Below are 22355 nucleotides of genomic sequence, written 5' to 3'. Positions count from 1 at the left end.
CTCTCGAATTCCATCGAGAGCGCTTTATTATTACCTATTTCGGTAAACGTGATAGCTTTTCAGCAATTGTTCTATAAAACTCTTGAATGCTAGAAAAACCTAACGAGTCTGAAACACTTAACCCTACCATGTCGAGATGGTCCCAATTCGCTTTCGTTTCGATATGATTCCATTTTCCAATCTGTAATGACTCATTATTATTTACAGTAACATTAGAAGAGGGTGCAATCATAGAATTTGTATTTACTACACCATCATTTTGCCACCAAGAAGTATCAACTAGTGGACGGTTTTCTTCATATCTCGCATAAGAACCTAAGAAAAATGCATTTCCCATTAACACTTTATTCATCGTTATATGAGGCAAATGTAAACCTGTTATAGGTGCTGCTTGTGATGCATGTCCACTATAGGATAAATAATACACATCTGGTTGCGTCTTTACCCAATTATTTAACTCCTTTGCACCATCTGTACTTAAATCCCATTGACTTATATCTTTTGTATTTTTCCAAAGTGAACTATTTAGAATACGATTACTATATTGGAAAAAGGACTCTCCAGCATTCTTCTTTATACCCCATTGATCCAATTTAAAATCATATAATGATAAATTATTGTTTCCTCCAAAGCTTGCAGCTGTAATGAGTAAATCTTTAACGAACGGCAGTAGAAGACTACCATCCGCAAGTGTTGTACCGTTGTGAGGGGTTGCTAATGTTGTAACACTATGAACGTATGATTTTCCGCCTTCAAATAGTGGTGATATTTTGGTGTCTGGGTGATTTTTTACATAATTCTTTTCTTCAAAACTACCTTCTTTTAATAGCTGTACTAATGTTCTAATCGTTTGTCCACCCATGCTATGTCCAACTAAATGAACTTTATTTGTTTCACTCCAATTCGGCGCAAAACCACTATAAGTTCTGCCAAAACGATTATGTCCATGTTTCTCAGCATGGACTGCACCATAGTCTACTGTCCCACCGCTAATTTGTGCATACAATTCACATGCACGATCCCAGTTACTAGAAACAGGTCCAACAGCTGCGGTATGTACCGTATAACCATTTCGTTTCAAATCTTCCTGTATATCATGAACACCACCCCAATATTTTACGCCAAGCATTTCTTCTCTACCCCATCCAGCAAATCCATTCACCAATATGATAGGATAATTATTTTGTTGCCTCTCTTCAGCGTATGATATTTTCGCTGCGAATGAACATACGGTCACTAATGCAAAAAAACATATTTTTAAAAATAACTTCCCCATACTTTCTCCCCCTAATAAAACGTTTACATTTTTCTTTTTAAAAAATTAACAGAATAATTTAACAACTTAAACATAATGTAAAGTATTTTATATACGTTGTATATATAGAAAACATATAAAAATGTTGATAAATATTAATTCAAGTGAGTATTTACTTTTTACAATATAACTTGTAAATCTATTTATTTAGATTTATAATTAGATATAGTTTCCTCATGTTAAAAAGATTTAAAAACCATAAGAAAACTAATCTCATTGCTTGAAAAGGAGGAAAAATCATGCAAATCGGATCAAATATTCATACATTGTCTCAACCTACTAAAATAACTCCATCTAATCTTGAGCATAATACTATCTCTTCTACTAAACTTGAAAGTAAGAAAATAAGTGATCCTATCAAGTTTGATATTCGTTTATCTGAAAAAGAAATGAAACAGCCTGAGCATAAATTTAATGAATTAGATTTATGGAAGATGTTAAAGGATAAAGGTGTTCCCTTATGGATCATCCTTGAAATGCTACAAAAGGCTCGTAAAGAAAAAGAAGCCCAAAATAATTCAGTTCAAAATTCAAATGGGATTGAGGAAACAAACGAGACTCGATTAAATGAAGTAATGTAAAGCATAATAATTGATTTGTCTATAAACTAAAAAGAGTTCGAAGCTGATGAAATTTTTATCAACTCCGAACTCTTTTTTAAGGTTTTTCGCCAATCGTTACAAATTGAAAAGATACTTCTCCTTCCAAACCTTTAATTAGCTTTTTTACTTTGACATTTTCATTAACCATTGTATTATCTGTCGACATTTTAGGTCTTTCATCACCTAGAGATTTCTTTAATTGAAGAAGGTGCATTTTCGTTTCATTTGCTTTTATTTCCTTATATACGCTATTTTTTGCTACAATCACATACGATTGCGTTGGATATTTACGAGTGTTTCCTATCCAAGTGTCACTATCGTATGTAACAGGAATCTCATTTCCTTCTATTTTAATACTTTTCATATTCTTTTCGTCTTCATTTGTAAACAATAGTGATCCTTCTTTTGGGAATTTTGGTAACGTATCTAAAATATAATTGGAGCCATTACCTCGTTTATGAAAAATTTTTTCTTTAATCAGTGCTAGTGCTGTAGATTCATTTAAAATTAATACATGTCCATTTCCAACTTCACCTTTTTTCACAGAAAACACTTCATTTTCTTTCGTAATTTCCTTATAACGATTAATAATTGGTGAAATATTATTTTCATCTCCAATAATTAATACACCGTTTGCAGGAAATGAGTTATCCTTTTTAGAGCATGAACTAAAGCTTATTAAAAGTATTATAGCTAACATAAAAATAGTTAAAGTTCTTTTCATCACGGTTCCTTTCATAATTCATATCATTTTTTACATGCTTTTCTGTAATTTTATTAGTTGATATCCTTTATTGCTCCATAGTCTTATAAAGCTTTTGTAGGTAACGCCAACGAGTAATAAAGAAATATAAAACTTGTATACATATAAATGAAATTAAAATAAAAATCGAGCTATTTAAAATAGAAAAACTAACTAATTGTTGCAGTGCCGTATACGCTACTACAGTATGAATCACCGCAACAGCAATCGGTAAGAAGAACATTAATAATAACTGTCTCGTTACAACTTTTTTTAACTCTTGTTTACTTAATCCCATTTTCGAAATCATTTTATATTGTTGTTGATCACGGTCCAAATCTGTATATAATCGGAAATAAATAAAGCTAGCAGCAAATGTAAAGAAAACGATTCCGACTAAAACACTTGCCATAAGTAATAAACCATTTTTTTGCTTTGCCTCCAACAAGTTTAATGTTAAAGCTTCAAAGTAGAAATCACTGTCCCTAAGATCTTTATCGAATATACTTTTTAATTGATTTGAAATCTCTTTCGTTCTTATCCAATCATCTACAACAAATCCGTAAGTACGATGTTGAATATCTTCATCCTCTGGATTACTCGTCAGAGGAATTTCATCATACACATGATCTTGAACAGCAATATAAATACTACTAGAATCATGTGGTAAAACTAAATTCTCTACAGTTTTCTTCACACGAAATGTCTTTGTCCAATCTCCTTGAATGACTTCAATATTTTTTTTGTAGTCACCATTTTTAAATTCTTGCTTTTGTGACACCCTCCCAGGGATTAGTAAAATTTCATCTTCTTTTTCAATCGTTTCATGTTGGTACCCGAGTGCTCTCGTAAGTTCGTTATATTCACTTAATTTCAATACATTTACGTTACTTTCTGTAAATTTACTTGAAGATGAAGCCATTCGATACGGAATATTTGCATCCAAGAGATGTTTTTTTATAATAGAGAGATGTTTATCTACCAATTTGTTGTTTTCAGAGCTTTCATACAGAAATGTATATGGGTTTGTCATCCACACTAAATTTCTATTACCAATAGCAGCTGTTGTACCAATAGCTGTAAATGCAACTGCTGAAATAATAGATACAATAAAAAACATCGTTGCATTATCTTTCATACGGTAAATTAATTCAGAAAACGTTAATATATTTGTTCTTTTTAAAAAGAAAGATTCTCTCCTTTTAGCAAGATGTAATATATAAACGCTACACTGTTTATATAAAAAGTACGTTCCTATAATTACTAGTAAGACACCCATTCCAAGTGTAGTAAAACTGGAAATTGAAATAAAGCGAAATACTGAGAAATATCCATATCCTATACTAATTAAAGAAAGCAGTGATAATAAAATTGAAGATTTCGGTTCAGGTTTTGGTTTTTCCTCTGCTCGAATAAGTTCGACAAGTTCCGTTATTTTTACCATTTTAAATGTAAATAGTGAAACAATGAAAAATAAGAAAAGAAAAGTGATAACTGTTAATAATACAGCCTTCACTGGTGTATAAAAAGGCAAACCATTATTAATCATTAATACACTTGCGCTTATCAATAAAACTAGTTTAGAAAATATGAGTCCAATGAAAATCCCTATACAAATTGAACCAAGTCCAATCAACATATTTTCAATTAATAATAATTTCTTAAACTGTCTCATTGACATACCTTGCATCATTAATATGCCAAATTCTTTCTTACGAGTTTTTAAAAATGAACTAACTGAATATAAAATAAAGAAAAATGAAAATACAAAAATCAAACCTTGCGAAATTGTAAATCCCATCGTACCATATGCACTCATTGTTGCACTTGTTGATTTTAATTCCCCTTGTAAATCAGGATGAAATAATAAAAGAGCATACGTAAAGAAAACCATAATAGAAAATGTACTACTTAAAAAATGGGCAGCATATGTACGCTTATTACGAAAAATATTATTAAATGCGAACTGACGAAAAGTCATGCCTTTTCCCTCCTAACAAAGAAAGAACATCCATAATCTTTTGATAAAAGGCTTGTCTGCTTTCACCACAATAAATTTCGTTATATAGTTGACCATCTTTAATAAATACTACTCTACTGCAAAAACTCGCAGCATACGGATCATGTGTAACTAACATCATCGTTGCTTTTTCTTCTTTATTAAGAGTATCAAGCATCTCCATTACATCATTTGAAGATTTAGAGTCCAAGTTCCCTGTTGGTTCATCTGCAAGTAATAATTGCGGCTTATGAACGATCGCACGAGCGATTGCTGTTCTTTGAGCTTGTCCCCCTGATATTTCAAATGTTCTTTTATTCAAGATATCTGTAATATTTAACTTCTCTGCAATCTCTTCCAATCGCTTGTTCATTTCTTGCACGGAAACACCATCTAAAGTCATCGGCAATACGATGTTTTCTTTTACAGTAAGTGTGCTAAGAAGATTAAATGATTGAAAAACAAATCCTAATTGTTTTCTGCGGAATAACGCTAAATCTTCTGATGATAATTGGAAAGGATTTGTACCATTTATTAAAATTTCTCCCGATGATGGAGAATCAATAGTAGATACCATATTTAATAACGTTGTTTTTCCACTACCAGATGGCCCCATAATCCCTACAAATTCACCTTCTTGAATTGATAAATCAATATCAACTAATGCTTTATAAGGTACTTTCCCTTTATATACTTTACTAATACTTTTTGCATGTAAAATTTCCATGTATATTCTCCCTTCATTTGCACGTCTCATAACAGAGTGTAAATGAATTGTCTTACAGCTCATATTGATTCGTCTTTCATTTATCTTACACGCTTGTAAGTTTTCTGAAAAAAACTGATAATAAAACTATTTTCAAACTAAAATTAGCGCATAACTATCTTATAATAATTGTATAGTAGTAGGAAATACAATGTATAATAAATCTTTATTATATAAATGAGTAAAAGACCGATTGCTAACGGTCTTTTACTACCCAACGTTATATTTTTATCCACTCAGATTTTCTCAATATATAATGATTATATATTTGATTTTCTATCCTCTGTTGGCTCTTATAAATAAACCCGCATTTTTCAATAACTTTATTTGATGCTACATTGTTAATTAAAGCAATTGCGTTAAGGACATTTAAATTTGTTTCTTTAAACAAAAAGTCAATTAAACCTTTAGTCGCTTTTGTAGCATAGCCATGATTTTGATGTTCATTTGAGATAGCATACATTATCTCTCTGTTTGGTGAAGAGAGTTCTTCTTTCATACCTGTGCAGCACCATCCAATAAATTCATTTGTGGTTTTCTTAAATATTCCTAGTCTTAATATGTGATCATCTATGTTAGTCGTAGTTCTCACTGCATGAAGAAACGCTTTATTTTCTGGTATTTCATAATTTACAACCCAATTAACCCTTTGTTCTTTCATCGATTTCCAGTCCGGTAAAAATTTTTCTATTTCCGGTTGATTGGATATGTTATAAATACTCTCTGCATCTTTGACCGTAAACTCTTGTAGGTATATATCTCCACAATCTATTTTAAATAACTTAGTGAATCTCTCTTCATCCATGTTAATCCCCCTTACTTACATTAAAGCTCCTTAATCTGCTTCGTAAGTTCCATAAACCGTTCATCCAGTGCTTTATATTCTTTGTCGTTAGAAGTTAAAAAGCTTAATTTCCCTAGTACTTCTTGTCTCTCTGTTTCTAACGTTAAACGTAGCTCTTCAATATCATCTCTTGTTTTCGTAGGTTCTTCTAGCTGCTTTTGTATCGTATTGTTTGAAAACACGAGTTTTGTGTTAGTTGTTTTCTCCAAAAAATATCGATCGTGAGATACAATTACTAATGTTCCGTTATACTCAGCTAATGTATTTTCAAGTTGTTCACGTGAAGGTAGATCCAAGTGATTCGTCGGTTCGTCTAAAATGAGTACATCTTTTTCATCTAAAATATAAGCCATTAGCTTACATTTTACTCTTTCTCCCATACTCATATGCTCAATCGGCTCTTTCCATTGAGAAGCTTGGAACCCTAAATGTTTCATTAAATTTTGGACTTTTCCTCTTTCTTCAAACGTCTCTTTAAAAAATAAATTTTCTGGTGTTTTATCAAGCGGTAAATCAAAAACTTCTTGTGTTAAATAGCCGATGTTCGCAGATGGTGAAATCCATATTTCTCCTTCAGCAGTTTCCATTCCCATAATCATCTTCAGTAATGTTGTTTTCCCACTACCGTTTGGTCCAACAATCGCAACTTTCTCACCGTGCTGAATTGTAAAATTAACGTTTTCAAATAATACTTTCCCATGAAAGTCTTTTTTTAATTGCTTCACTTCTAAAAAACGTTTTCCTACTTTTTTGTTCGCTTGAATAGAAAACTCAACTGAATACTCTTCTTTCACACGTTCTACTTTCGCTTTCTCCAGCTCTTTTTCAAGTCGTTTTCGTTTTGACTTCACTTGTGCATCCATTCGCTTCGCTTTTACACGATAGAATTCTTTCACACCTTCTTGTTTTGTAGACTGCGCGTGTGCCTTTTGTGACCATGAACTCAATTCTTTTATATGTGTTTCTACTTGTTCTATCTTTTTTTGCTGCTTTTCATATTCACGCTGCTGCGACTTTCTTTTTTGCTCACGTGCTTTCATGTAGCTCGTATAATTACCACTATGCTCAATTAATTTTTTGTCCTCAATTGACCATATTTTTGTTGCGACAACATCTAAAAAATATCGATCATGCGATACAACGATAACTGTACCTTTCATGTTTTTTATTTGTTTAATGAGAAATCCCGTACTGATCTCATCTAAATGATTTGTCGGTTCGTCTAATATTAAGACATTAGGATTTTCAGCAAATCCTTTTGCTAATCGAATTTTCAGCTTTTCACCACCACTTAAAGTATGAAAATCGTTCGTTGGCACGCCCCATTTTGCAAGAAGTTCTGCTTCTTTTGCAATTACATCATTACTAATAAAAGATTCTATTTCTTGCTCAACATATGCTGTTGTCATATTCATTTGCATCCATTCAACAGTACCTTTTGAAGGTTCAATCTTCCCATTTATTAATTGAAGTAACGTTGATTTACCAGCACCATTTTTACCGATTAATCCGATAACATCCCCTTGTTTTACTGTCACATTCATTTTCTCTAACAACATATTTTCTTTTATTTCAACATAAACATCATTTAATTTTAATAGTTCTTTCATAAATACCGATCCCTTTCATTAAGGGAGAATAAAAAATCCTCCCAAATAAATTTGGCAGGATTAGTCATTACATTATTTATACCCAAATAAGCTATTGCGCAATATAAATAGCAATACCGTTGTATGGAAATTGGGCAGACTAATCCTATTTTTTAGAAATTGAAATTTATTGAATTTCAACATTTAAAAATAAGATTAGTTAATCATCGTCCACCCATCATTCCTTTCCGTCGTTAATAACCATATTGTACCATACTAGTACTGTATGAGTAAATGCAATTATATGTGCTGTTAAAAAGATTGCTTTCTTTTAGGTTTATTTATCATTCCTTAACTTCATGTTGAATAAGCACAAGTTACATTGATTGTAATACGTCCTTTAGATTTCCCCAGTAGTAAACTTCTAAGCACTCTCTATTATATAAAGTGAAACTTTAATCAGTGGGGGTTTTCTTCATCCCCACTGATTATTAGTTGAACCAATCGGACTTTAATGGGCAGCCCGACCCCCACCTAATTTCTTTGCTTTCGCTGAATTTTGAGGTGGGGGTCTTACTGCCCATTAAAGCGGGATAAATTTTGTATAAAAACAAAATGTTATTCATTATCCAATAATCACTTATTGTTTTTCGATAAATTTTTATTGATTATTCCCTTGTAATAAGCTATTATATTTTTACAGAAAATATTAATGTAAGGATTGAATTTATGGACAGGACATTAAAAATCACAAAGTTAAATATGTTTTTAAGGATTTTTCTCGTCCCGATTATAGTAGGGATAATTGTTGGTATACTAACTAAATTGGGGCAAGGTATACTTCCTGGACATTGGAATTCATTAGCTAATCTAGGAAGCGTTTGGTTAGTTCCATCCTTTTTTGTGGCTAGCTTTAGTTATTCTAAGCGTACAGCTATACTTTCTGGTATCCTTGCACTATTCGGAATGGTATTAGGCTACTATGGTTATGCAATAGTTATTAAAAATATAGCTCACTCTATTTATTTTATATCTGTATGGATTGTATGTGCATGTATAGGAGGAACTATCTTTGGAATTGCAGGTTTTCTATGGAAAGATACTACAAATCCACTTCATAAATTCGGAAGCTCACTTATTAGTGGAGTTTTTGTAACGGATGGACTTCACATTCTTTTAAATTTTGAAGACTATAGTCACATGTTACCTGTTGGATATACCGAAGTCATAGTCGGGATTATCTTGATTCTTGTATTAGAACGCTCTAATGCTCATCGAATTTCTTCTTTCTTAATGATGATTCCTATCACTATTTTGGGATTAATTGGATATAAATTATTAAGTTTGTTTACTTAATTAAAATTCATAAAGCTAGCTCTTTTAAAGGGCGAGCTTTTTTCTTACAATAAACTATTTATATATTAATAAATTATTAAATCCCTCTCATTTAACAGCCTTATTTATTATTGTGTCATTACACATACTTACACGACCTTTTATTAGAATCATACCAGTCTTGTATATCATTTCATTTAATCCATATAAAGTAAGGCTAAAAAACTTATTTCAAAAGTTCTTTAGCCTGAGTCATTTTACACATTAAAAAATATAATACGTACAACGGTACCTTTACCAACTTCTGAATAGATTTCTACACTATGTCCTAATTGCTTCGTAATTTCATATACGAGATATAGCCCCATTCCAGTTGATTCTTTAAAATCTCTACCGTTTTCTCCTGTAAAGAAAGGTTTGAATACTCTTGGTAAATCTTGCTTCGGTATACCTACACCATTATCAGCAATTTCAAGTATAACATTATTACCTTCCTTACAAGCTTTCACTTTAATTTTCTCTCTACTACCTGATGAATATTTAATCGCATTCGATAGTATTTGTCCGATTAAAAATTGTAACCATTTCGCATCACTTTCTACAGTAATGTCCTTATCAATTTCAAGCTCTGGATATACAAAATTCCGGATAAAGAAACGTTTATGCTCATGTACCGAATCATTCACTATTTTATGTAGTTGTACTCTTTCTACATAAAAATCTTGTGTAAATGCTTCTAAACGTGCGACATACAGAGCCATTTCTAATCCCTTTTTTAATCGATCAGTTTCCTCATTTATACTTTCAAAACGTGAATCTACTTCATCCTGTGTAATTAATTCTATTACAGATAACGGTGTTTTCATTTGATGAATCCACTGATTCATAAAGGTTAAATGGTCATTATTTTTTCTCTCTTGCATTTGCAGCTGATTTTGATAATGTCGATATTGCACTTCAAGTAGTTCTTGAAGAGCAGCCGATACAGCTGCAAAATCAGATTTTTGAACAGATTCATCCAAAGATTGCATCGGGTTTGCTAAGCGCTCATAAAAAGAACGATGTGTAAAATAACGAAACACTAAATAACTTCCCATAAAGAAAACACCTAGAAACATTGCATATAACGCCGTTGTAATATGATTATGCCCATCAAACCAATATACGAGAAATATAGCTAGTAGTTGAATTATAGTAAAGCAAATAAGTGGTATATGATCACGTATAAACAACCTTATCATTTTTCTATACCAGTATCCCAAGTAATATGCAATCTATATCCAACACTACGAATCGTTTCAATCGCACCTTCTATATGTAACGTTTGTAACTTTTTACGCACACGTGTTGTATTTACACTTAATGTATTATCATCAACATAAGATTCGCTATCCCATAATTTATTTAACAACACTTCCCTACTCACAACACGCGGATAATTTTTCATTAATGTCTCTAATAAAATAGCTTCGTTTCTCGTTATATCAATCTCTTCGTTTCTAAGTTTCAATACAAGTCTTTCAGGATATAAACAAAGGCCTTGTTGCTCAATCATTCGCTCTTCTAGTTTCGGTGCATAATCTCCATATGCACGTCTTAAATGACTACGAATTTTCGCCACTACAACTTCATAATGAAAAGGCTTCGGAATAAAATCATCGCCACCGTTTTCTAACGCCATAACTTGATCCATCGTACCTTCACGAGCCGAAATGAATAGTATCGGACATGTAGAAACACTACGAATTTGACGACACCAAAAGTAACCATCAAAACTCGGTAAATTAATATCTAATAAAACTAACTCTGGTTGTTCATCTAAAAAAATGTCTAATACATTTTGAAAGTCCGATACAATAACTCCTTGATAACCATATTTCGCAACATATGTTGATAATAGTTCTGCAATTTTCATATCGTCTTCTACAATCATAATTTTGACCATTATTGAACTCCTTTTTAATCCACAATCTCAAATATACTTATATAAAATAAATACTACCTCTTTTCACAAAATCCGTAAATTAAAAAAAGGATGCTTTTATACAAAAGTATCCTTCTTCTATTATTCTTACTTAATATGAAAGTTACTGCAATTAAAACCTAGCTTCTCCACATAATCCATACTTAGTTCCATTCGTGCCGTTTTAAGTGGATCCACAACTTGACAAACTTTTAAATCACCGGCAGCTGATGTGTGGCACATGAAATGCTCTCTTCTTTCGGTGCAGTACCAATTACACCAATTATTTGATTAATCAGAATTTGTAGTTCATTTGAAAACAAAACATGTTCATTATGTATTAAGACGATTTTTATTGTATTTTCATGTAGATCTTCACCCATTACGCCAAGGTTCACCCCTGTAGTTAAAACACCTTGCTCTGCAATTTTTATCTTTTCAATCGTTACAGCTAATATGTCACCAGGTTCTGCACCACTGATATATACAGGTCCAGTCGTCGGATTAATTCGGTTTCAATCAAATTCTTGAAACGCAACATCTTCAGAGTCAATTTGATTCTCAAAGCAATCATATGTTCCAAATATAAGACGACTCCCAATTTCTACTTCCATATGTTGCTTTGAAATAAACTTTGATTAAACATACCTCACAGACTCGTAATTTATGGTAAACAAGAAGAATTCATTTTGAAAAAAAGATTGATCAAAATGAATTCTTATCTAACAAATTTAAGTTTCTATACTATAAAAAGTTTGGTCATTTTCTATCTTTATTCTTCAACAAACGCGCCCTTTTCTTGAACAACATGCATCGTATTATAATTTAGACATAAAGACAAAACCCTAAATTACGAAGTGTCTTATAACTCTTTGGTGTGCTCATACACTACCGATTGATACGTTTCCGGATTAATTCTCAAGAATTTCGTGTAACCTCTCAGCAAACTCTTTATGATGCACTGTGTTATAGCCCACATGGTTTCCTGGAAACTCTGCGAATTCTGTTCCGAGGTGTTCTGCCAAGTTGAATGCGCAATGGTAAGGAAAAAATTCTCGTGAAATACTTCCACCGGCTGGACGTACCTGTATCGATGCAGGTTTTAATGAGCGCTTTAATGCATCGATGTTTAAAGTATAGCTGAGAATTCCCGGGATTTCATACTCAGTGAAATAAAACGAATTGCCGAGTAGTCGCTTTGTTAGCATATCCTTCGATAGTCCGGAATTGCTATCATCGATATTTGACAATAACTTCATGACCTCACTTTTATGATTCCCTTTAAGGTCTTCCATGAAATTTATAGCCTGCTTCAACTCATTTTCAGGTAAAAGTTGTAATAAAACCGGTTCGTGTGGGATTAGTAACTGTACCTGCCCAGGATGGCGTATACACAAATCAAGTCCGATGACAGCACCAGAACTACTTCCGAATATATAAGCCGGTTCATTGGTCAAATTGGCTAGCAGCCGGTGAGCGTCTTCACTATGTGTTTGCACAAGGTAATCCTCAGTTTTATTGACGAGATTGCTACGGGAATGACCACGACGATCGTAAGTAACAACGGTATACCATTTAGCAAGATGGTCGGCAATATTATGGAACTTGTCGGCATCACCACCCCCACCATGAATCAAAAGAAGAATTGGACCCGAGCCACGCACCTCATAATAGATGCTTGCTCCAATTACTTGCAATGTTCCGTTTTTTACTAAACTCATTTGTACATCCTTCCTTTCTTTTGTCATCTCCCTTAACATTACATGATTGGTGAATGATATAAAATGCAGGAAATAACTAAGAAACAAATTCACCATAAGAAAAAGCAATGTGTGGCTTTAAAATAAAGTTTGATTAAAAATATTGTGTTAAACCGTATTCTATGTTGAATAAAAAGAAACCATTTTGAAAAAAGTTTAATCCAAATGGTTTCTTATCCAGCAGGTTTATGTTTTATAAAAAAGTTTGATCATATATTTACAATTCTTTGATTAAAGAGATACAGCATCGCAACTTTATTTCAAAACTACACCATACATGGTTTATTCTCTGATGACATCGCGTAAATAATATGGTCTTTATGAATTCGATACATAATACCTCTCCCTTTTATATTTATCTACTATTACTAATTAGCTCTTTTTATACAAGCTCCTCTTAAAATTAAATGTTATTTTTATGTAAAAAAGCACGCAGATTGTTTTATAACATACACTCTTTACTATAACAGAAAGGTGGTATCACTATGCCCCTTATTCCATACAACGAAAGTGATGTTGATTTACTAGCTCGATTAATTCGTGCTGAAGCTGAAGGCGAAGGTCGCCAAGGTGAGGAGTTAGTTGGATGCGTTGTAGTAAACCGTGTATTTTGTGATTGCTTAGATTTTAAACAACTCCGTACCGTACGAGACGCTGTATATCAAAGCCCCGGCGGATTTGAAGCAGTACAATATGGATATTTTTATCAACGCGCTCGTGAATCAGAAAAAGAAATCGCACGAAAAGTTTTACAAGGTCAATGGCGCTGGCCTGCACGATGGGCTCTTTGGTATTTCCGTCCAGTTGGAGCTTGTCCACCTGAATGGTATAATCAGCCATTTGTAGGACAGTTTAAAAGCCATTGTTTTTATGAGCCAAGTGGTGATGAATGTCCAAAAATGTATTCACGCTAGCAAAATTTGAAACGCAAGTACTTAGACCTCTAAGTACTTGCGTTTCTTTTAGCTTTATTTTAGAAATCTAGTAATGAGATGAATTTTTCGATGCCCACCACATGTATTAATAACGATATACGTGGGCCACTAGACTGATTCATAATGAGCTTATAAATAATAATAAATAATTGTTTTTGATTTTCTTTCATTATTTTTTTATTTTCGTGATGACAAATCGAATACAATTGCTCTATTAAGTTAGAGTAATCTTTATTAGAACGAAGTATTTTACAAACTTCTACTAGCCATTCTTTCTGCCTTTCATCTAATGTATAGTAAAACTCTTTATGTTTCTCCTGATTTACCGCAATTAATTTTTCAGATTGAAAGTTTCTTATCCACTACTCTGCGCGATTACTTATCGCTCTCATTTCATCTAATGCATAGCTCTTATCTATTTTCTTTAATATCCCCTGTAAAATAGTAGAATCAAAATTTAATAATGGTAACGTTCCTGCTACTTGATTAAATTTCGGATATTCTTTAAACTCGCTATCAACTTTAGAGATTTTAATTGCATCAAATAAATCTTCATTTTTGAGCGTTTTATTTTCATAGCTATCTTTCAATCGCTCATACTCTGTATAATTGCGAATCACATCTTCATCTAACCCAATATGAAAAGCAGCGCCTGGTTTGTATTTTGCAAACATAAAGAGAATTACTTCTGGTATATACACTCTCAATAAATTACTTGGTGTAATACTATTCCCTGAAGAGCTAGACATTTTTTCATGATTTCCTTTAATATCAATGAAATCGTAAGCAACGTAATGAGGCGCTTCACGATTGAATATTTTCCTTGCAATTTCTTTTGATACATTATAACTACCCGTTTCTGATGAATGATCTCTTCCACCCGGTTCAAAAATAACATCCTCTATCATCCATCTCATCGGCCAATCGATTTTCCAGTTTAGTTTCATTTTATTTGTATTTAATACGGATAATTCTTTTTCATTTCCGTATTCACATTCATACCGGACTGTTTTTAATACTTCATCAAAATGTGTAATAGTTGTTGTATCTTTTCCACACCTCTCACAATATAATGCAGCTGGATAAAAATTGTTTCGCTCTTCTTCACTACACTCTCCAGTTTTAAAGTCCATTAAAATATCATATATTTCTTTTCGTTTATACAAAGCCTCTAAAATATTTTTGTTATACCTTCCGCTTCTATATTCATCATGTTGATAAATAAATTCCACTTCAATTCCAAATGCTTGAAGCGATTTTTCAAACTCTTTTTCAAAATGCTCCGCATACGAGTTATAACATCCATACGGATCTGGAATATCACAGTATGGCATACCAATATACTTCGCAAAAGAAGGATCAATATTTTGGGGAACTTTTCTAAACCTATCATAATCATCCCACGAAAATATAAAACGAGTCTTTTTCCCTAAATCTTGAAGTGCTCTTACTACGAAATAAGTCGTTACGATTTCACGAAAATTCCCAATATGAACAGAACCTGACGGACTAATTCCTGATGCACAAACAAACGTTTCTTTATTTGGATGTTTCCTAATTAATTCATGTGCTACTTCATACGCCCAATGCATATATTACTCACCTCGATTATTTTTTTGTTTTCGCATTTTCAGTTTTATGCAATAAAAAAACTCCCACCCCCAAGATTATTCATCTTGAGGACGAGAGTTGTTAGCTTCGCGGTACCACCTCAGTTTGTTAATATGTCACCATATTAACCTCTTCAGGTACGGCGAAATATGCTTATACCCTATCTCTATAACGGGAGAATCCGTCACACCATCCCTAAATAAATTAGTTCCTTGCGCAGCTCCAAGTCTTTTTTCGTTAAGATGTATACCGCTCTTTCTCAGCTACCAGAGCTCTCTGTACGTATTCTTTCTTAACTACTCTTCTCTTCCATGCCATTTTAAATATTAGTTTTTTAATATGATAATTTATAACACTTTTATTGTCAAACTTTTCCGAATTAAAAACATATAATTACCTAAAAAAATTCTTTATCGCTTCTAATTGAATTTTATGACTACACTCATCACAACAATATACCCCGTTTGGTTTCTCTTTAAATCGCTTATATTTTTCACTGCCTTCGTAAACACGAAATATATTCTTACAAGAAAAGCAAACAATCTCATAAAACATCATATGCATTTTCCTCTCCTTGTTTATACACTTTTTTAATCACTTGTGAGAAGGTCATTTTTCTACAGTATAAATTTTAATATCCTTTGACTAAAAGGTTTACCTCTATTCTTATCGAATTATATTAATATCTTATAACGCGAGGTGAACATCTTGTTCAGTAATATAGAATTAGTTTTAGATGCTAAAGCAAGTTTAGCTGAAGGACCATGTTGGAATGGAAAAAAGCAACTTTTATATTGGGTTGATATTATGGAGAGAAAATTATGCATATACAATCCTACCGCTAATACGAACCGAGTAATTGCTCTCAATCAACAAATTGGCTGTGTTGTTCCATATTTAGAGGATGTACTACTCTTAGCTATGGAAAAAGGCTTTTATTCTATTAATGTAAATACCGAAAAACTAACACATATTTTTGACCCTGAACCACATTTAATAGAAAATCGTTTCAATCATGGAAAATGTGATCCAGCTGGTCGTTTCTGGGCAGGTTCTACAGATACATACGGTATGAATGCTGCAGGTTCCTTGTATTGTTTACATCATAATTTAAGTGTAGAGAAAAAAGTTTCACATGTAAATACATCAAATGGAATTGCTTGGTCACCTGATCATACATACTTTTACTTTATAGATACACCTACTAAAAAAGTGGTTCGCTATCAATATAATATACGTACTGGAGACATTCATAATCCAAGTGATGTAATCAATTTCTCTGAAAATGATGGTCTACCTGATGGTATGACAATTGACGAAGAAGGTTGTTTATGGATTGCACATTGGGGAGGTTCAAAAATAACTAGATGGAATCCCTCTACTGGAAAACAAATATTAAGCATTCCAATTCCCGCGTTATATGTAACATCATGTACATTTGGTGGGCCTAATTTAACAGATTTATATGTTACAACAGCCAGAACAAGAATGAGTGATAACGAATTAAAAGAGTATCCACATGCTGGTGGTATTTTTCGAATTCAAACAAATGTTAAAGGCTGTCCCACCTATTCATTTTGCAATAAAAATATTGGAGCTGAAACAATGTGAACCGTATCGATTACATAAGACAAGAAGAAAAGAAATATCACGACCTTTGCTATGAACAATATAAACTGTTTGAAGCTGGCTCTTGGCTTTTCAAACCAGTTAAAACGGTTATGGACTTGATGAACCACTTTGACGGACAAAACAACTTGCAAGTACTTGACCTTGGCTCTGGCGTTGGGAGAAATAGCATTCCAATTGCAAAAAAAAATAAAAAATACTAGCGGCACCGTTACATGTGTTGATTTACTTAATTCCGCTTTAACAAAGCTACAAATTTATAGCAAAGAACATGATGTATTCGAGGCTATAAAAACAGAAGAAGCAGCAATTGAAAACTATCATATTGACTCTAACGCTTATGATTATATCGTTGCAGTATCAAGTTTAGAACATATCAGATCAGAAGAAGATTTTAAAAATGTACTCCACTCTATGAAAAGAGGTACAAAAAACGGCGGTATTAATTGTTTAATTATTAACTCTAACATACAAGAAATTGATTCAATAACGAATGAAGAATTAGAAGCTTTAATTGAAATTAATCTTTCAACCGAAGAAATGATAAGTACTTTAAAAAGCATTTATAAAGAATGGAAAGAACTAAAAGTTGAAATAAAAGAATTAGCTTATGATATTGTTCGAAATGAAAGACACATTCAATTAAAAACAAATGCTATATCGTTTGTAGTTCAGAAATAATCGTATAATAAAGATATGATTATTTCTCTCAGATTTATTTTTATTGCACGAAATTTGCAACTATAAATATTTATGAAACAAAAAATAAAAGAGCACTTGTTTCCGCAAGTGCTCTTTTGGGGATTTTGAGATACCCTATTAACGAAAGTTAAGGTTACTTAAAGTTAAAAGGTATTTATATTATATGCTTGTCCTTTTTATTTGTGCATAATCAATATATAAACATCTTTAATCATTCTTAATAACTTTTAGTTATCGTTCTTTCTTACATTTTATCATTAAGAAATTGATTGAAGGTTTATTTGCCATGTTCTTATTTGGTTCATCAATTTCCGAAACTTTTACTAATCTATATTGATTAAAATCTTTTTTTATAGATTCAGAATCATAAAAGAACATTTTTACACCTTCCATTATCTCATAATAATCTTTATCCAACTGTTTTCCTTTTCCGTACATGGGAGCTTTTTTAGAAACAGTTGTAAAAACCATATATCCGCCTGGTTTTAACTGATTATAACAATCTTCAATAAATTTCTCTCTTTCCTGTTCATTCAACAAATGAAGAAGTGCATGACTAAATATCCCATCATACAGTTTATTATCAAAAGGCATTTCGTTTACTGAACCGTGATACATACTAACATCTTCTAGTCCGTTTTCTCTTGCTAAATCGATCGCTGTTTTCGAAATTTCAATACCTGTTACATTTATACCATTATCGATAAAAACCTTTGCATTTCTTCCATATCCAATACCCGGAACTAATATATTCTTAACGTTCTTTTCAAGAAAAAAATCTTTTGTCAAAATTGCAGATTCTGTAGGTTCAAATCCCCACATCGTTTGTTTTTCGATAAAACTTGATTCCCAAAATTCCATTATGTATCTATCTCCTTATTTTCAATCCATTTTTAGTATCACATTAAAAACTTATAAATTTTAACGCTGCGTCTACCTATGCCAAATTAGTTTTTTACCACATTCACTATAAGTCCATTGAATATAGCACAATTATAAGCCTATATCTATTATAATGATTGGTTTAAAATCCACCCTATTTTATTAATCCTTACGTTTGTAGAAAAATAAAAAAGCCAATACTTCCGTTATAGTATTGGCTTTTTCTCACGAGAAATTATCTTTTTATATTGTACCGATCTAATAATTTTTCTAACATTTCTAAAGTTATTGGTTCTGCTTCTTTTATTAATTGATAACCAATACGACCATTCGGTTCCGCTGTAACTTGCTGTAAACTCTTTACGTCATGAATCCCTTTTTCTCTTAATTGCATATAAAGTTGTTGTTCCGACATTTTTGCCTGCATCAAATTCTCTTTTACAATCTCTCCGTTTTCAACAATTATAATGCTACTTCCATTTAAAAATTGTTCCACCTTCCTTAATTTCAATTCAAAGAAATGAATGATAAGTAATATGCTTGCAAATATGATAGCCGCGAATATAGATGGGACTACTTTTCTACTTAATACAGGTTCTACAATAATACGGCCAATTGATACAACTATAATGATTTCAGCTCTTGTCATTTGGCTGACAGATGTACTACCTGTCATTTTCAAAACAATTATTCCAGTAAAAGTTAATATAATACTTTCCCAAATTATATTCATAATAACCCAATCCTTTAATGGTGTATTTTACTATCATTCCCATTAAAGGTGTGTTTTACTTACCTATTAAGTTGTTAAATCCTTCAGACCATGATGGAAATAAAGGTATCCAACCATACTCTTTACGTGCTTTATTATTGGAAGCTCCTCTTTCCCAACTATTTTTCCCATCTTGAACTTTAGGCTTAGGTGCCCCTATCGCTGCTGCATATATTGGTAACCATTCTTTACTAGTTGCTGGATAATTATCTACAATATTTACGATTCCTGAAGGCCAATTAAGGGATAGCATAGTAGCTCTTGCAGCATCTTCGACATGTATAAACGAGATTATCCCGTCTGATGCAATAATCTCATTATTACGAACTTGATTTGCTATTAATCCGTTTTCCGCATACCATGTTCCTGGTCCGTATAATGTGCCATAACGAAGTATTACCGATTCAGGTAATTCAGTAACAGCTTCTTCTAATTTCAATATGCCATTAACAGTGACTTGTCGAGGCATGGAAGCAGTAATATGTAGTGAATCTTTTTCAGTCGCAAATGTATCCCCTGGTTCATACGCCCATGAAATACTTTGAGCGATTATTTTCTGTACCCCTACATTTTTAGCTGCATCGACAAGGTTACGAGTGCCTTTTGTTCTAATTTTTGCATTATCCTCAAAATCCCATGAAGATAATGACGTTAATTGATGAATAACTACATCGGGATTTGTTTCTTCTAATACAGAAAATACAGCCTTTCTATTAAATACATCAGCTATTACTGGTATGGCACCAACCTTTTTCATTGCTTCTACTTGCGAAGTATTACGGATCATCGCAAAAACTGTATGCCCATTTTTTATTAACATTGGCAATAAAGAACGTCCTATTACACCCGTTGCACCTGCTACAAATATTTTCATATATGTTCCTCCTCATTTAGTAATCATAAATGTGACGAAACATTTGTAAGGTATGTGACAAATATTTTCTCATTTTTTTCGTTATTCATATGAAACATATACTTTTAATGGTTTAATTATCCCTAAACTCAATTCATCAAAGCATTGTATGAGTGAAGTATAATGTATTTCATGTTGAAAGATCTCTTCTATAAATGGTGTTTTTCCTATTTCTTCAAAAAACCAATCTGCATGCTTTTGATAATCGTATCCATCACTTGATCCAATGATTTGCAATTCTTTCTGATAAAAGTTAGCAGTTAATGTTAGTTCTTCTATATTGCCATCAGACAGTATACATATTTTACCATTAGTTTTAAGAGCTTTTTGCAAAGTATGGAACCCACTATTTGTAGCAGAACATTCGAAACCATAATCATATGTTTCTATTATTTTCTCTTCTGAATCATATATGTTTTTCGTACCAAACTTCTTTGCAAAATCTCTTCTATTTTTATTAGGCTCAACAACATCCACGTGCTCAATGCCTACATAGTATTTTAAGAAATAACAAGCGAGTAAACCAATAACTCCCATTCCAATTATAAGTACTTTTTCATCCTGTCGCGGGTTTAGTTTCAATACTCCTTTAGCGGCATCACATGAAAGAATAGATAATAAAGCAATTTTAGGTTGTATAGAACTAGGCACTCGAATTACTTTATGCGCCTTAACTATCCCTATCGTTTCATGTCCATAAAAAGAAACTACTTTATCACCTACGTTTACATGTGTTACTTGATTACCAACTTCAATCACTTCACCATAACTTTCATATCCAGTTTTTCTTGGATAAAAAGGATGCGGATCTGTAACATCGGATCCATTATACTGTGGTAACTCGGCCCCAATGCTTATCGATCCTGCGATTGTTTTAACGATAATTTCATCGTCCTGTATGTCCTTAATTTCATTTGTTTCCCACTCAAGTTGTTTAGGCCCTTTTACAATTAACTTATATTGTTCCATTTATATCCTCTCTTTTTATAAAGATGTTATAAGTAATATTGTTATCCATCTAAATTTCGACTAAATTTATTTACCTAATAGATGATAGATTACCCTTGCCCACGTTTATACCTTTAATGCTCCTGTACCTTTCTGTTCAGCGTCTAATACTTCAAGATTACTATTCTGATAACATTTTAAGAAAAGTCGTTGCCGCCCAAATGAAATACGCAAGTTGCGTCACGATATACATCGTAATTTCAAAACCTGTAAGCTTTCTTTCCCTTTTTATTTTCTTTAAATATCTATAAAAACAAAATGAACATAAGATCAGTAAAACAATAGACATTTGATATAGATTATCCACTAAAAGAACTGCCATTTATTTCATCACCTTTCCAATAGAAAGCGGGCTATAGTTCAAGCATACCATAAAAAAGGAATTAATTACCATGTAGTCCAGAGCAAATATTACCCAATTAAAACCAGTCACCTTTTTGAATTTATTCAATACAATGTTATGTAATCAACTACACACGATATAATAGGAGATTACTTTCTTTCACTGCAAATGCTTAGGAGGAAGTTGTACATGCAATTGATTCATAACATAAGAAAGGCATTTAATAACCTATGTAACTACGATACGTTCAATTTAATACACACTATTCAATCATTAAATATTTCACTTCATAAAATAGCTCCTTTTATTACTTCACCAGTTAATCTTGAATACGGAAGGAACGTTATCTATCAGTCTGAATTCGTAGAGATTTTAGTATTAAATTTCCCCAGCAAAGCAAAGACCTTTGTGCACGATCATGGAATATCTGTAGGATGTATACTAATAGTCAATGGTACGTTACAAAATATAACGTACGAAAATAATAGCGAGCGGATTGAAGAGTTTACAGAGGGAAATATTTTCACAGTAAAAAAAGATACTGTGCATAAAATGTATAACAGATTCAGCAGTAATAACTTTCCACGTATATTCCCCACCATTAAAAGATGTCCAAATATATGAATAGTCTTTAGAAGGAGGAAA

The 22355-nt window shown here is 32.3% G+C and carries 21 protein-coding genes, 3 pseudogenes and 1 other annotated feature; of the genes and pseudogenes, 7 read left to right on the top strand and 17 right to left on the bottom strand.

Going from position 1 to position 22355, the window contains the following annotated elements; genetic code table 11:
- Positions 1–34: 34 nt before the first annotated feature.
- The gene (locus V7S45_RS12505) at positions 35–1276 is read right to left on the bottom strand and encodes a lipase (protein ID WP_000517071.1); all 1242 of its coding nucleotides are present in this window, start codon (positions 1274–1276) and stop codon (positions 35–37) included.
- Positions 1277–1554: 278 nt separating this feature from the next.
- Here V7S45_RS12505 and V7S45_RS12500 point away from each other — a divergent pair, with 278 nt between their 5' ends.
- A complete protein-coding gene (locus V7S45_RS12500; RefSeq protein ID WP_001165495.1) occupies positions 1555–1896 on the top strand; it encodes a DUF3914 domain-containing protein in 342 nt (113 codons plus the stop codon).
- A gap of 76 nt (positions 1897–1972) precedes the next feature.
- Here V7S45_RS12500 and V7S45_RS12495 read toward each other — a convergent pair whose 3' ends face one another.
- The 5 genes from V7S45_RS12495 to abc-f all read right to left on the bottom strand — a co-directional run bounded on the left by V7S45_RS12495 (position 1973) and on the right by abc-f (position 7878).
- Positions 1973–2641, bottom strand: coding sequence for a lipoprotein BA_5634 family protein (locus tag V7S45_RS12495; RefSeq protein WP_000831672.1), 669 nt, complete (start codon positions 2639–2641; stop codon positions 1973–1975).
- 67 nt (positions 2642–2708) lie between these two features.
- Positions 2709–4640 (bottom strand): ABC transporter permease, encoded by a 1932-nt coding sequence (locus tag V7S45_RS12490; protein ID WP_342761856.1) that lies wholly within the window; start codon positions 4638–4640, stop codon positions 2709–2711.
- The gene (locus V7S45_RS12485) at positions 4615–5385 is read right to left on the bottom strand and encodes an ABC transporter ATP-binding protein (protein WP_000404284.1); all 771 of its coding nucleotides are present in this window, start codon (positions 5383–5385) and stop codon (positions 4615–4617) included. The genes V7S45_RS12490 and V7S45_RS12485 overlap by 26 nt, the downstream gene beginning before the upstream one ends.
- A 259-nt stretch (positions 5386–5644) precedes the next feature.
- Entirely contained in the window at positions 5645–6229 is a 585-nt protein-coding gene (locus tag V7S45_RS12480) for a GNAT family N-acetyltransferase (protein ID WP_000343078.1), read from the bottom strand.
- A gap of 20 nt (positions 6230–6249) precedes the next feature.
- The gene (gene abc-f / locus V7S45_RS12475; protein ID WP_342761855.1) at positions 6250–7878 is read right to left on the bottom strand and encodes a ribosomal protection-like ABC-F family protein; all 1629 of its coding nucleotides are present in this window, start codon (positions 7876–7878) and stop codon (positions 6250–6252) included.
- A 708-nt stretch (positions 7879–8586) separates the two neighbouring features.
- On the opposite strand from abc-f, the gene V7S45_RS12470 reads away from it, so the two are divergent.
- A complete protein-coding gene (locus V7S45_RS12470) occupies positions 8587–9213 on the top strand; it encodes a DUF6518 family protein (RefSeq protein ID WP_025689175.1) in 627 nt (208 codons plus the stop codon).
- Positions 9214–9449: 236 nt separating this feature from the next.
- Here V7S45_RS12470 and V7S45_RS12465 read toward each other — a convergent pair whose 3' ends face one another.
- From V7S45_RS12465 to V7S45_RS12450, 4 genes and pseudogenes are all read right to left on the bottom strand, one after another.
- On the bottom strand, positions 9450–10433 hold the full coding sequence (locus V7S45_RS12465) for a sensor histidine kinase (protein ID WP_002183605.1): 984 nt from the start codon (positions 10431–10433) through the stop codon (positions 9450–9452).
- Positions 10430–11137 (bottom strand): response regulator transcription factor, encoded by a 708-nt coding sequence (locus tag V7S45_RS12460; protein ID WP_000239008.1) that lies wholly within the window; start codon positions 11135–11137, stop codon positions 10430–10432. Before V7S45_RS12460 ends, V7S45_RS12465 begins: the two co-directional genes overlap by 4 nt.
- Positions 11138–11263: 126 nt before the next feature.
- Positions 11264–11769: pseudogene (locus tag V7S45_RS12455) on the bottom strand (acetamidase/formamidase family protein).
- A 297-nt stretch (positions 11770–12066) separates the two neighbouring features.
- Positions 12067–12876 (bottom strand): alpha/beta hydrolase, encoded by an 810-nt coding sequence (locus V7S45_RS12450; protein WP_088344660.1) that lies wholly within the window; start codon positions 12874–12876, stop codon positions 12067–12069.
- 524 nt (positions 12877–13400) lie between these two features.
- On the opposite strand from V7S45_RS12450, the gene V7S45_RS12445 reads away from it, so the two are divergent.
- Positions 13401–13829: a cell wall hydrolase gene (locus tag V7S45_RS12445; protein WP_001128402.1), complete on the top strand. Its 429-nt coding sequence runs from the start codon at positions 13401–13403 to the stop codon at positions 13827–13829.
- A gap of 59 nt (positions 13830–13888) precedes the next feature.
- Here the strand turns inward: V7S45_RS12445 and lysS are convergent.
- Positions 13889–15442, bottom strand: a pseudogene (gene lysS, locus V7S45_RS12440) (lysine--tRNA ligase).
- Between the two features lie 83 nt (positions 15443–15525).
- Positions 15526–15782 (bottom strand) — a binding site (T-box leader).
- Between the two features lie 72 nt (positions 15783–15854).
- A complete protein-coding gene (locus tag V7S45_RS12435) occupies positions 15855–16025 on the bottom strand; it encodes a DUF2197 domain-containing protein (RefSeq protein WP_000551048.1) in 171 nt (56 codons plus the stop codon).
- A 144-nt stretch (positions 16026–16169) separates the two neighbouring features.
- Between V7S45_RS12435 and V7S45_RS12430 the strand changes: the two genes are divergently transcribed.
- The 3 genes from V7S45_RS12430 to V7S45_RS12420 are packed head-to-tail and all read left to right on the top strand — an operon-like array spanning position 16170 to position 17771.
- On the top strand, positions 16170–17072 hold the full coding sequence (locus V7S45_RS12430; RefSeq protein WP_088344656.1) for an SMP-30/gluconolactonase/LRE family protein: 903 nt from the start codon (positions 16170–16172) through the stop codon (positions 17070–17072).
- A complete protein-coding gene (locus V7S45_RS12425; RefSeq protein WP_342761854.1) occupies positions 17069–17293 on the top strand; it encodes a methyltransferase in 225 nt (74 codons plus the stop codon). The genes V7S45_RS12430 and V7S45_RS12425 overlap by 4 nt, the downstream gene beginning before the upstream one ends.
- The gene (locus V7S45_RS12420) at positions 17202–17771 is read left to right on the top strand and encodes a class I SAM-dependent methyltransferase (RefSeq protein ID WP_342761853.1); all 570 of its coding nucleotides are present in this window, start codon (positions 17202–17204) and stop codon (positions 17769–17771) included. Before V7S45_RS12425 ends, V7S45_RS12420 begins: the two co-directional genes overlap by 92 nt.
- Before the next feature lie 252 nt (positions 17772–18023).
- Here V7S45_RS12420 and V7S45_RS12415 read toward each other — a convergent pair whose 3' ends face one another.
- The 5 genes from V7S45_RS12415 to V7S45_RS12395 form a co-directional block, all read right to left on the bottom strand.
- Entirely contained in the window at positions 18024–18653 is a 630-nt protein-coding gene (locus V7S45_RS12415) for a class I SAM-dependent methyltransferase (protein ID WP_000397611.1), read from the bottom strand.
- A 256-nt stretch (positions 18654–18909) separates the two neighbouring features.
- Positions 18910–19407 (bottom strand): YetF domain-containing protein, encoded by a 498-nt coding sequence (locus V7S45_RS12410; RefSeq protein ID WP_342761852.1) that lies wholly within the window; start codon positions 19405–19407, stop codon positions 18910–18912.
- 55 nt (positions 19408–19462) lie between these two features.
- The gene (locus V7S45_RS12405; RefSeq protein ID WP_000689433.1) at positions 19463–20320 is read right to left on the bottom strand and encodes an NAD(P)-dependent oxidoreductase; all 858 of its coding nucleotides are present in this window, start codon (positions 20318–20320) and stop codon (positions 19463–19465) included.
- Between the two features lie 81 nt (positions 20321–20401).
- Positions 20402–21328 carry a zinc-binding alcohol dehydrogenase gene (locus V7S45_RS12400; RefSeq protein WP_000438848.1) on the bottom strand — a complete coding sequence of 309 codons (927 nt, stop codon included), beginning with the start codon at positions 21326–21328 and terminating at the stop codon, positions 20402–20404.
- A gap of 160 nt (positions 21329–21488) precedes the next feature.
- The gene (locus V7S45_RS12395) at positions 21489–21689 is read right to left on the bottom strand and encodes a hypothetical protein (protein WP_000279689.1); all 201 of its coding nucleotides are present in this window, start codon (positions 21687–21689) and stop codon (positions 21489–21491) included.
- Between the two features lie 210 nt (positions 21690–21899).
- Between V7S45_RS12395 and V7S45_RS12390 the strand changes: the two are divergent.
- Positions 21900–22338 (top strand): annotated as a pseudogene (locus V7S45_RS12390) (cysteine dioxygenase family protein).
- Positions 22339–22355 lie beyond the last annotated feature (17 nt).

This window comes from Bacillus sp. BR3(2024), assembly GCF_039134555.1.
Classification (GTDB): Bacteria; Bacillota; Bacilli; order Bacillales; family Bacillaceae_G; genus Bacillus_A; species Bacillus_A cereus.
This window is presented reverse-complemented; position numbering and strand designations above follow the sequence as displayed.

Excerpts from the sequence above, each read along its gene's own strand:
- V7S45_RS12485 (WP_000404284.1), bottom strand. The coding sequence starts at position 5,385 with ATGGAAATTTTACATGCAAAAAGTATTAGTAAAGTATATAAAGGGAAA.
- V7S45_RS12415 (WP_000397611.1), bottom strand. The coding sequence starts at position 18,653 with ATGGAATTTTGGGAATCAAGTTTTATCGAAAAACAAACGATGTGGGGA.
- V7S45_RS12480 (WP_000343078.1), bottom strand. The coding sequence starts at position 6,229 with ATGGATGAAGAGAGATTCACTAAGTTATTTAAAATAGATTGTGGAGAT.
- V7S45_RS12435 (WP_000551048.1), bottom strand. The coding sequence starts at position 16,025 with ATGCATATGATGTTTTATGAGATTGTTTGCTTTTCTTGTAAGAATATA.
- V7S45_RS12465 (WP_002183605.1), bottom strand. The coding sequence starts at position 10,433 with ATGATAAGGTTGTTTATACGTGATCATATACCACTTATTTGCTTTACT.
- V7S45_RS12395 (WP_000279689.1), bottom strand. The coding sequence starts at position 21,689 with ATGGCAGTTCTTTTAGTGGATAATCTATATCAAATGTCTATTGTTTTA.
- abc-f (WP_342761855.1), bottom strand. The coding sequence starts at position 7,878 with ATGAAAGAACTATTAAAATTAAATGATGTTTATGTTGAAATAAAAGAA.
- V7S45_RS12470 (WP_025689175.1), top strand. The coding sequence starts at position 8,587 with ATGGACAGGACATTAAAAATCACAAAGTTAAATATGTTTTTAAGGATT.
- V7S45_RS12495 (WP_000831672.1), bottom strand. The coding sequence starts at position 2,641 with ATGAAAAGAACTTTAACTATTTTTATGTTAGCTATAATACTTTTAATA.
- V7S45_RS12405 (WP_000689433.1), bottom strand. The coding sequence starts at position 20,320 with ATGAAAATATTTGTAGCAGGTGCAACGGGTGTAATAGGACGTTCTTTA.
- V7S45_RS12410 (WP_342761852.1), bottom strand. The coding sequence starts at position 19,407 with ATGAATATAATTTGGGAAAGTATTATATTAACTTTTACTGGAATAATT.
- V7S45_RS12505 (WP_000517071.1), bottom strand. The coding sequence starts at position 1,276 with ATGGGGAAGTTATTTTTAAAAATATGTTTTTTTGCATTAGTGACCGTA.
- V7S45_RS12400 (WP_000438848.1), bottom strand. The coding sequence starts at position 21,328 with ATGGAACAATATAAGTTAATTGTAAAAGGGCCTAAACAACTTGAGTGG.
- V7S45_RS12500 (WP_001165495.1), top strand. The coding sequence starts at position 1,555 with ATGCAAATCGGATCAAATATTCATACATTGTCTCAACCTACTAAAATA.
- V7S45_RS12445 (WP_001128402.1), top strand. The coding sequence starts at position 13,401 with ATGCCCCTTATTCCATACAACGAAAGTGATGTTGATTTACTAGCTCGA.
- V7S45_RS12460 (WP_000239008.1), bottom strand. The coding sequence starts at position 11,137 with ATGGTCAAAATTATGATTGTAGAAGACGATATGAAAATTGCAGAACTA.
- V7S45_RS12450 (WP_088344660.1), bottom strand. The coding sequence starts at position 12,876 with ATGAGTTTAGTAAAAAACGGAACATTGCAAGTAATTGGAGCAAGCATC.
- V7S45_RS12490 (WP_342761856.1), bottom strand. The coding sequence starts at position 4,640 with ATGACTTTTCGTCAGTTCGCATTTAATAATATTTTTCGTAATAAGCGT.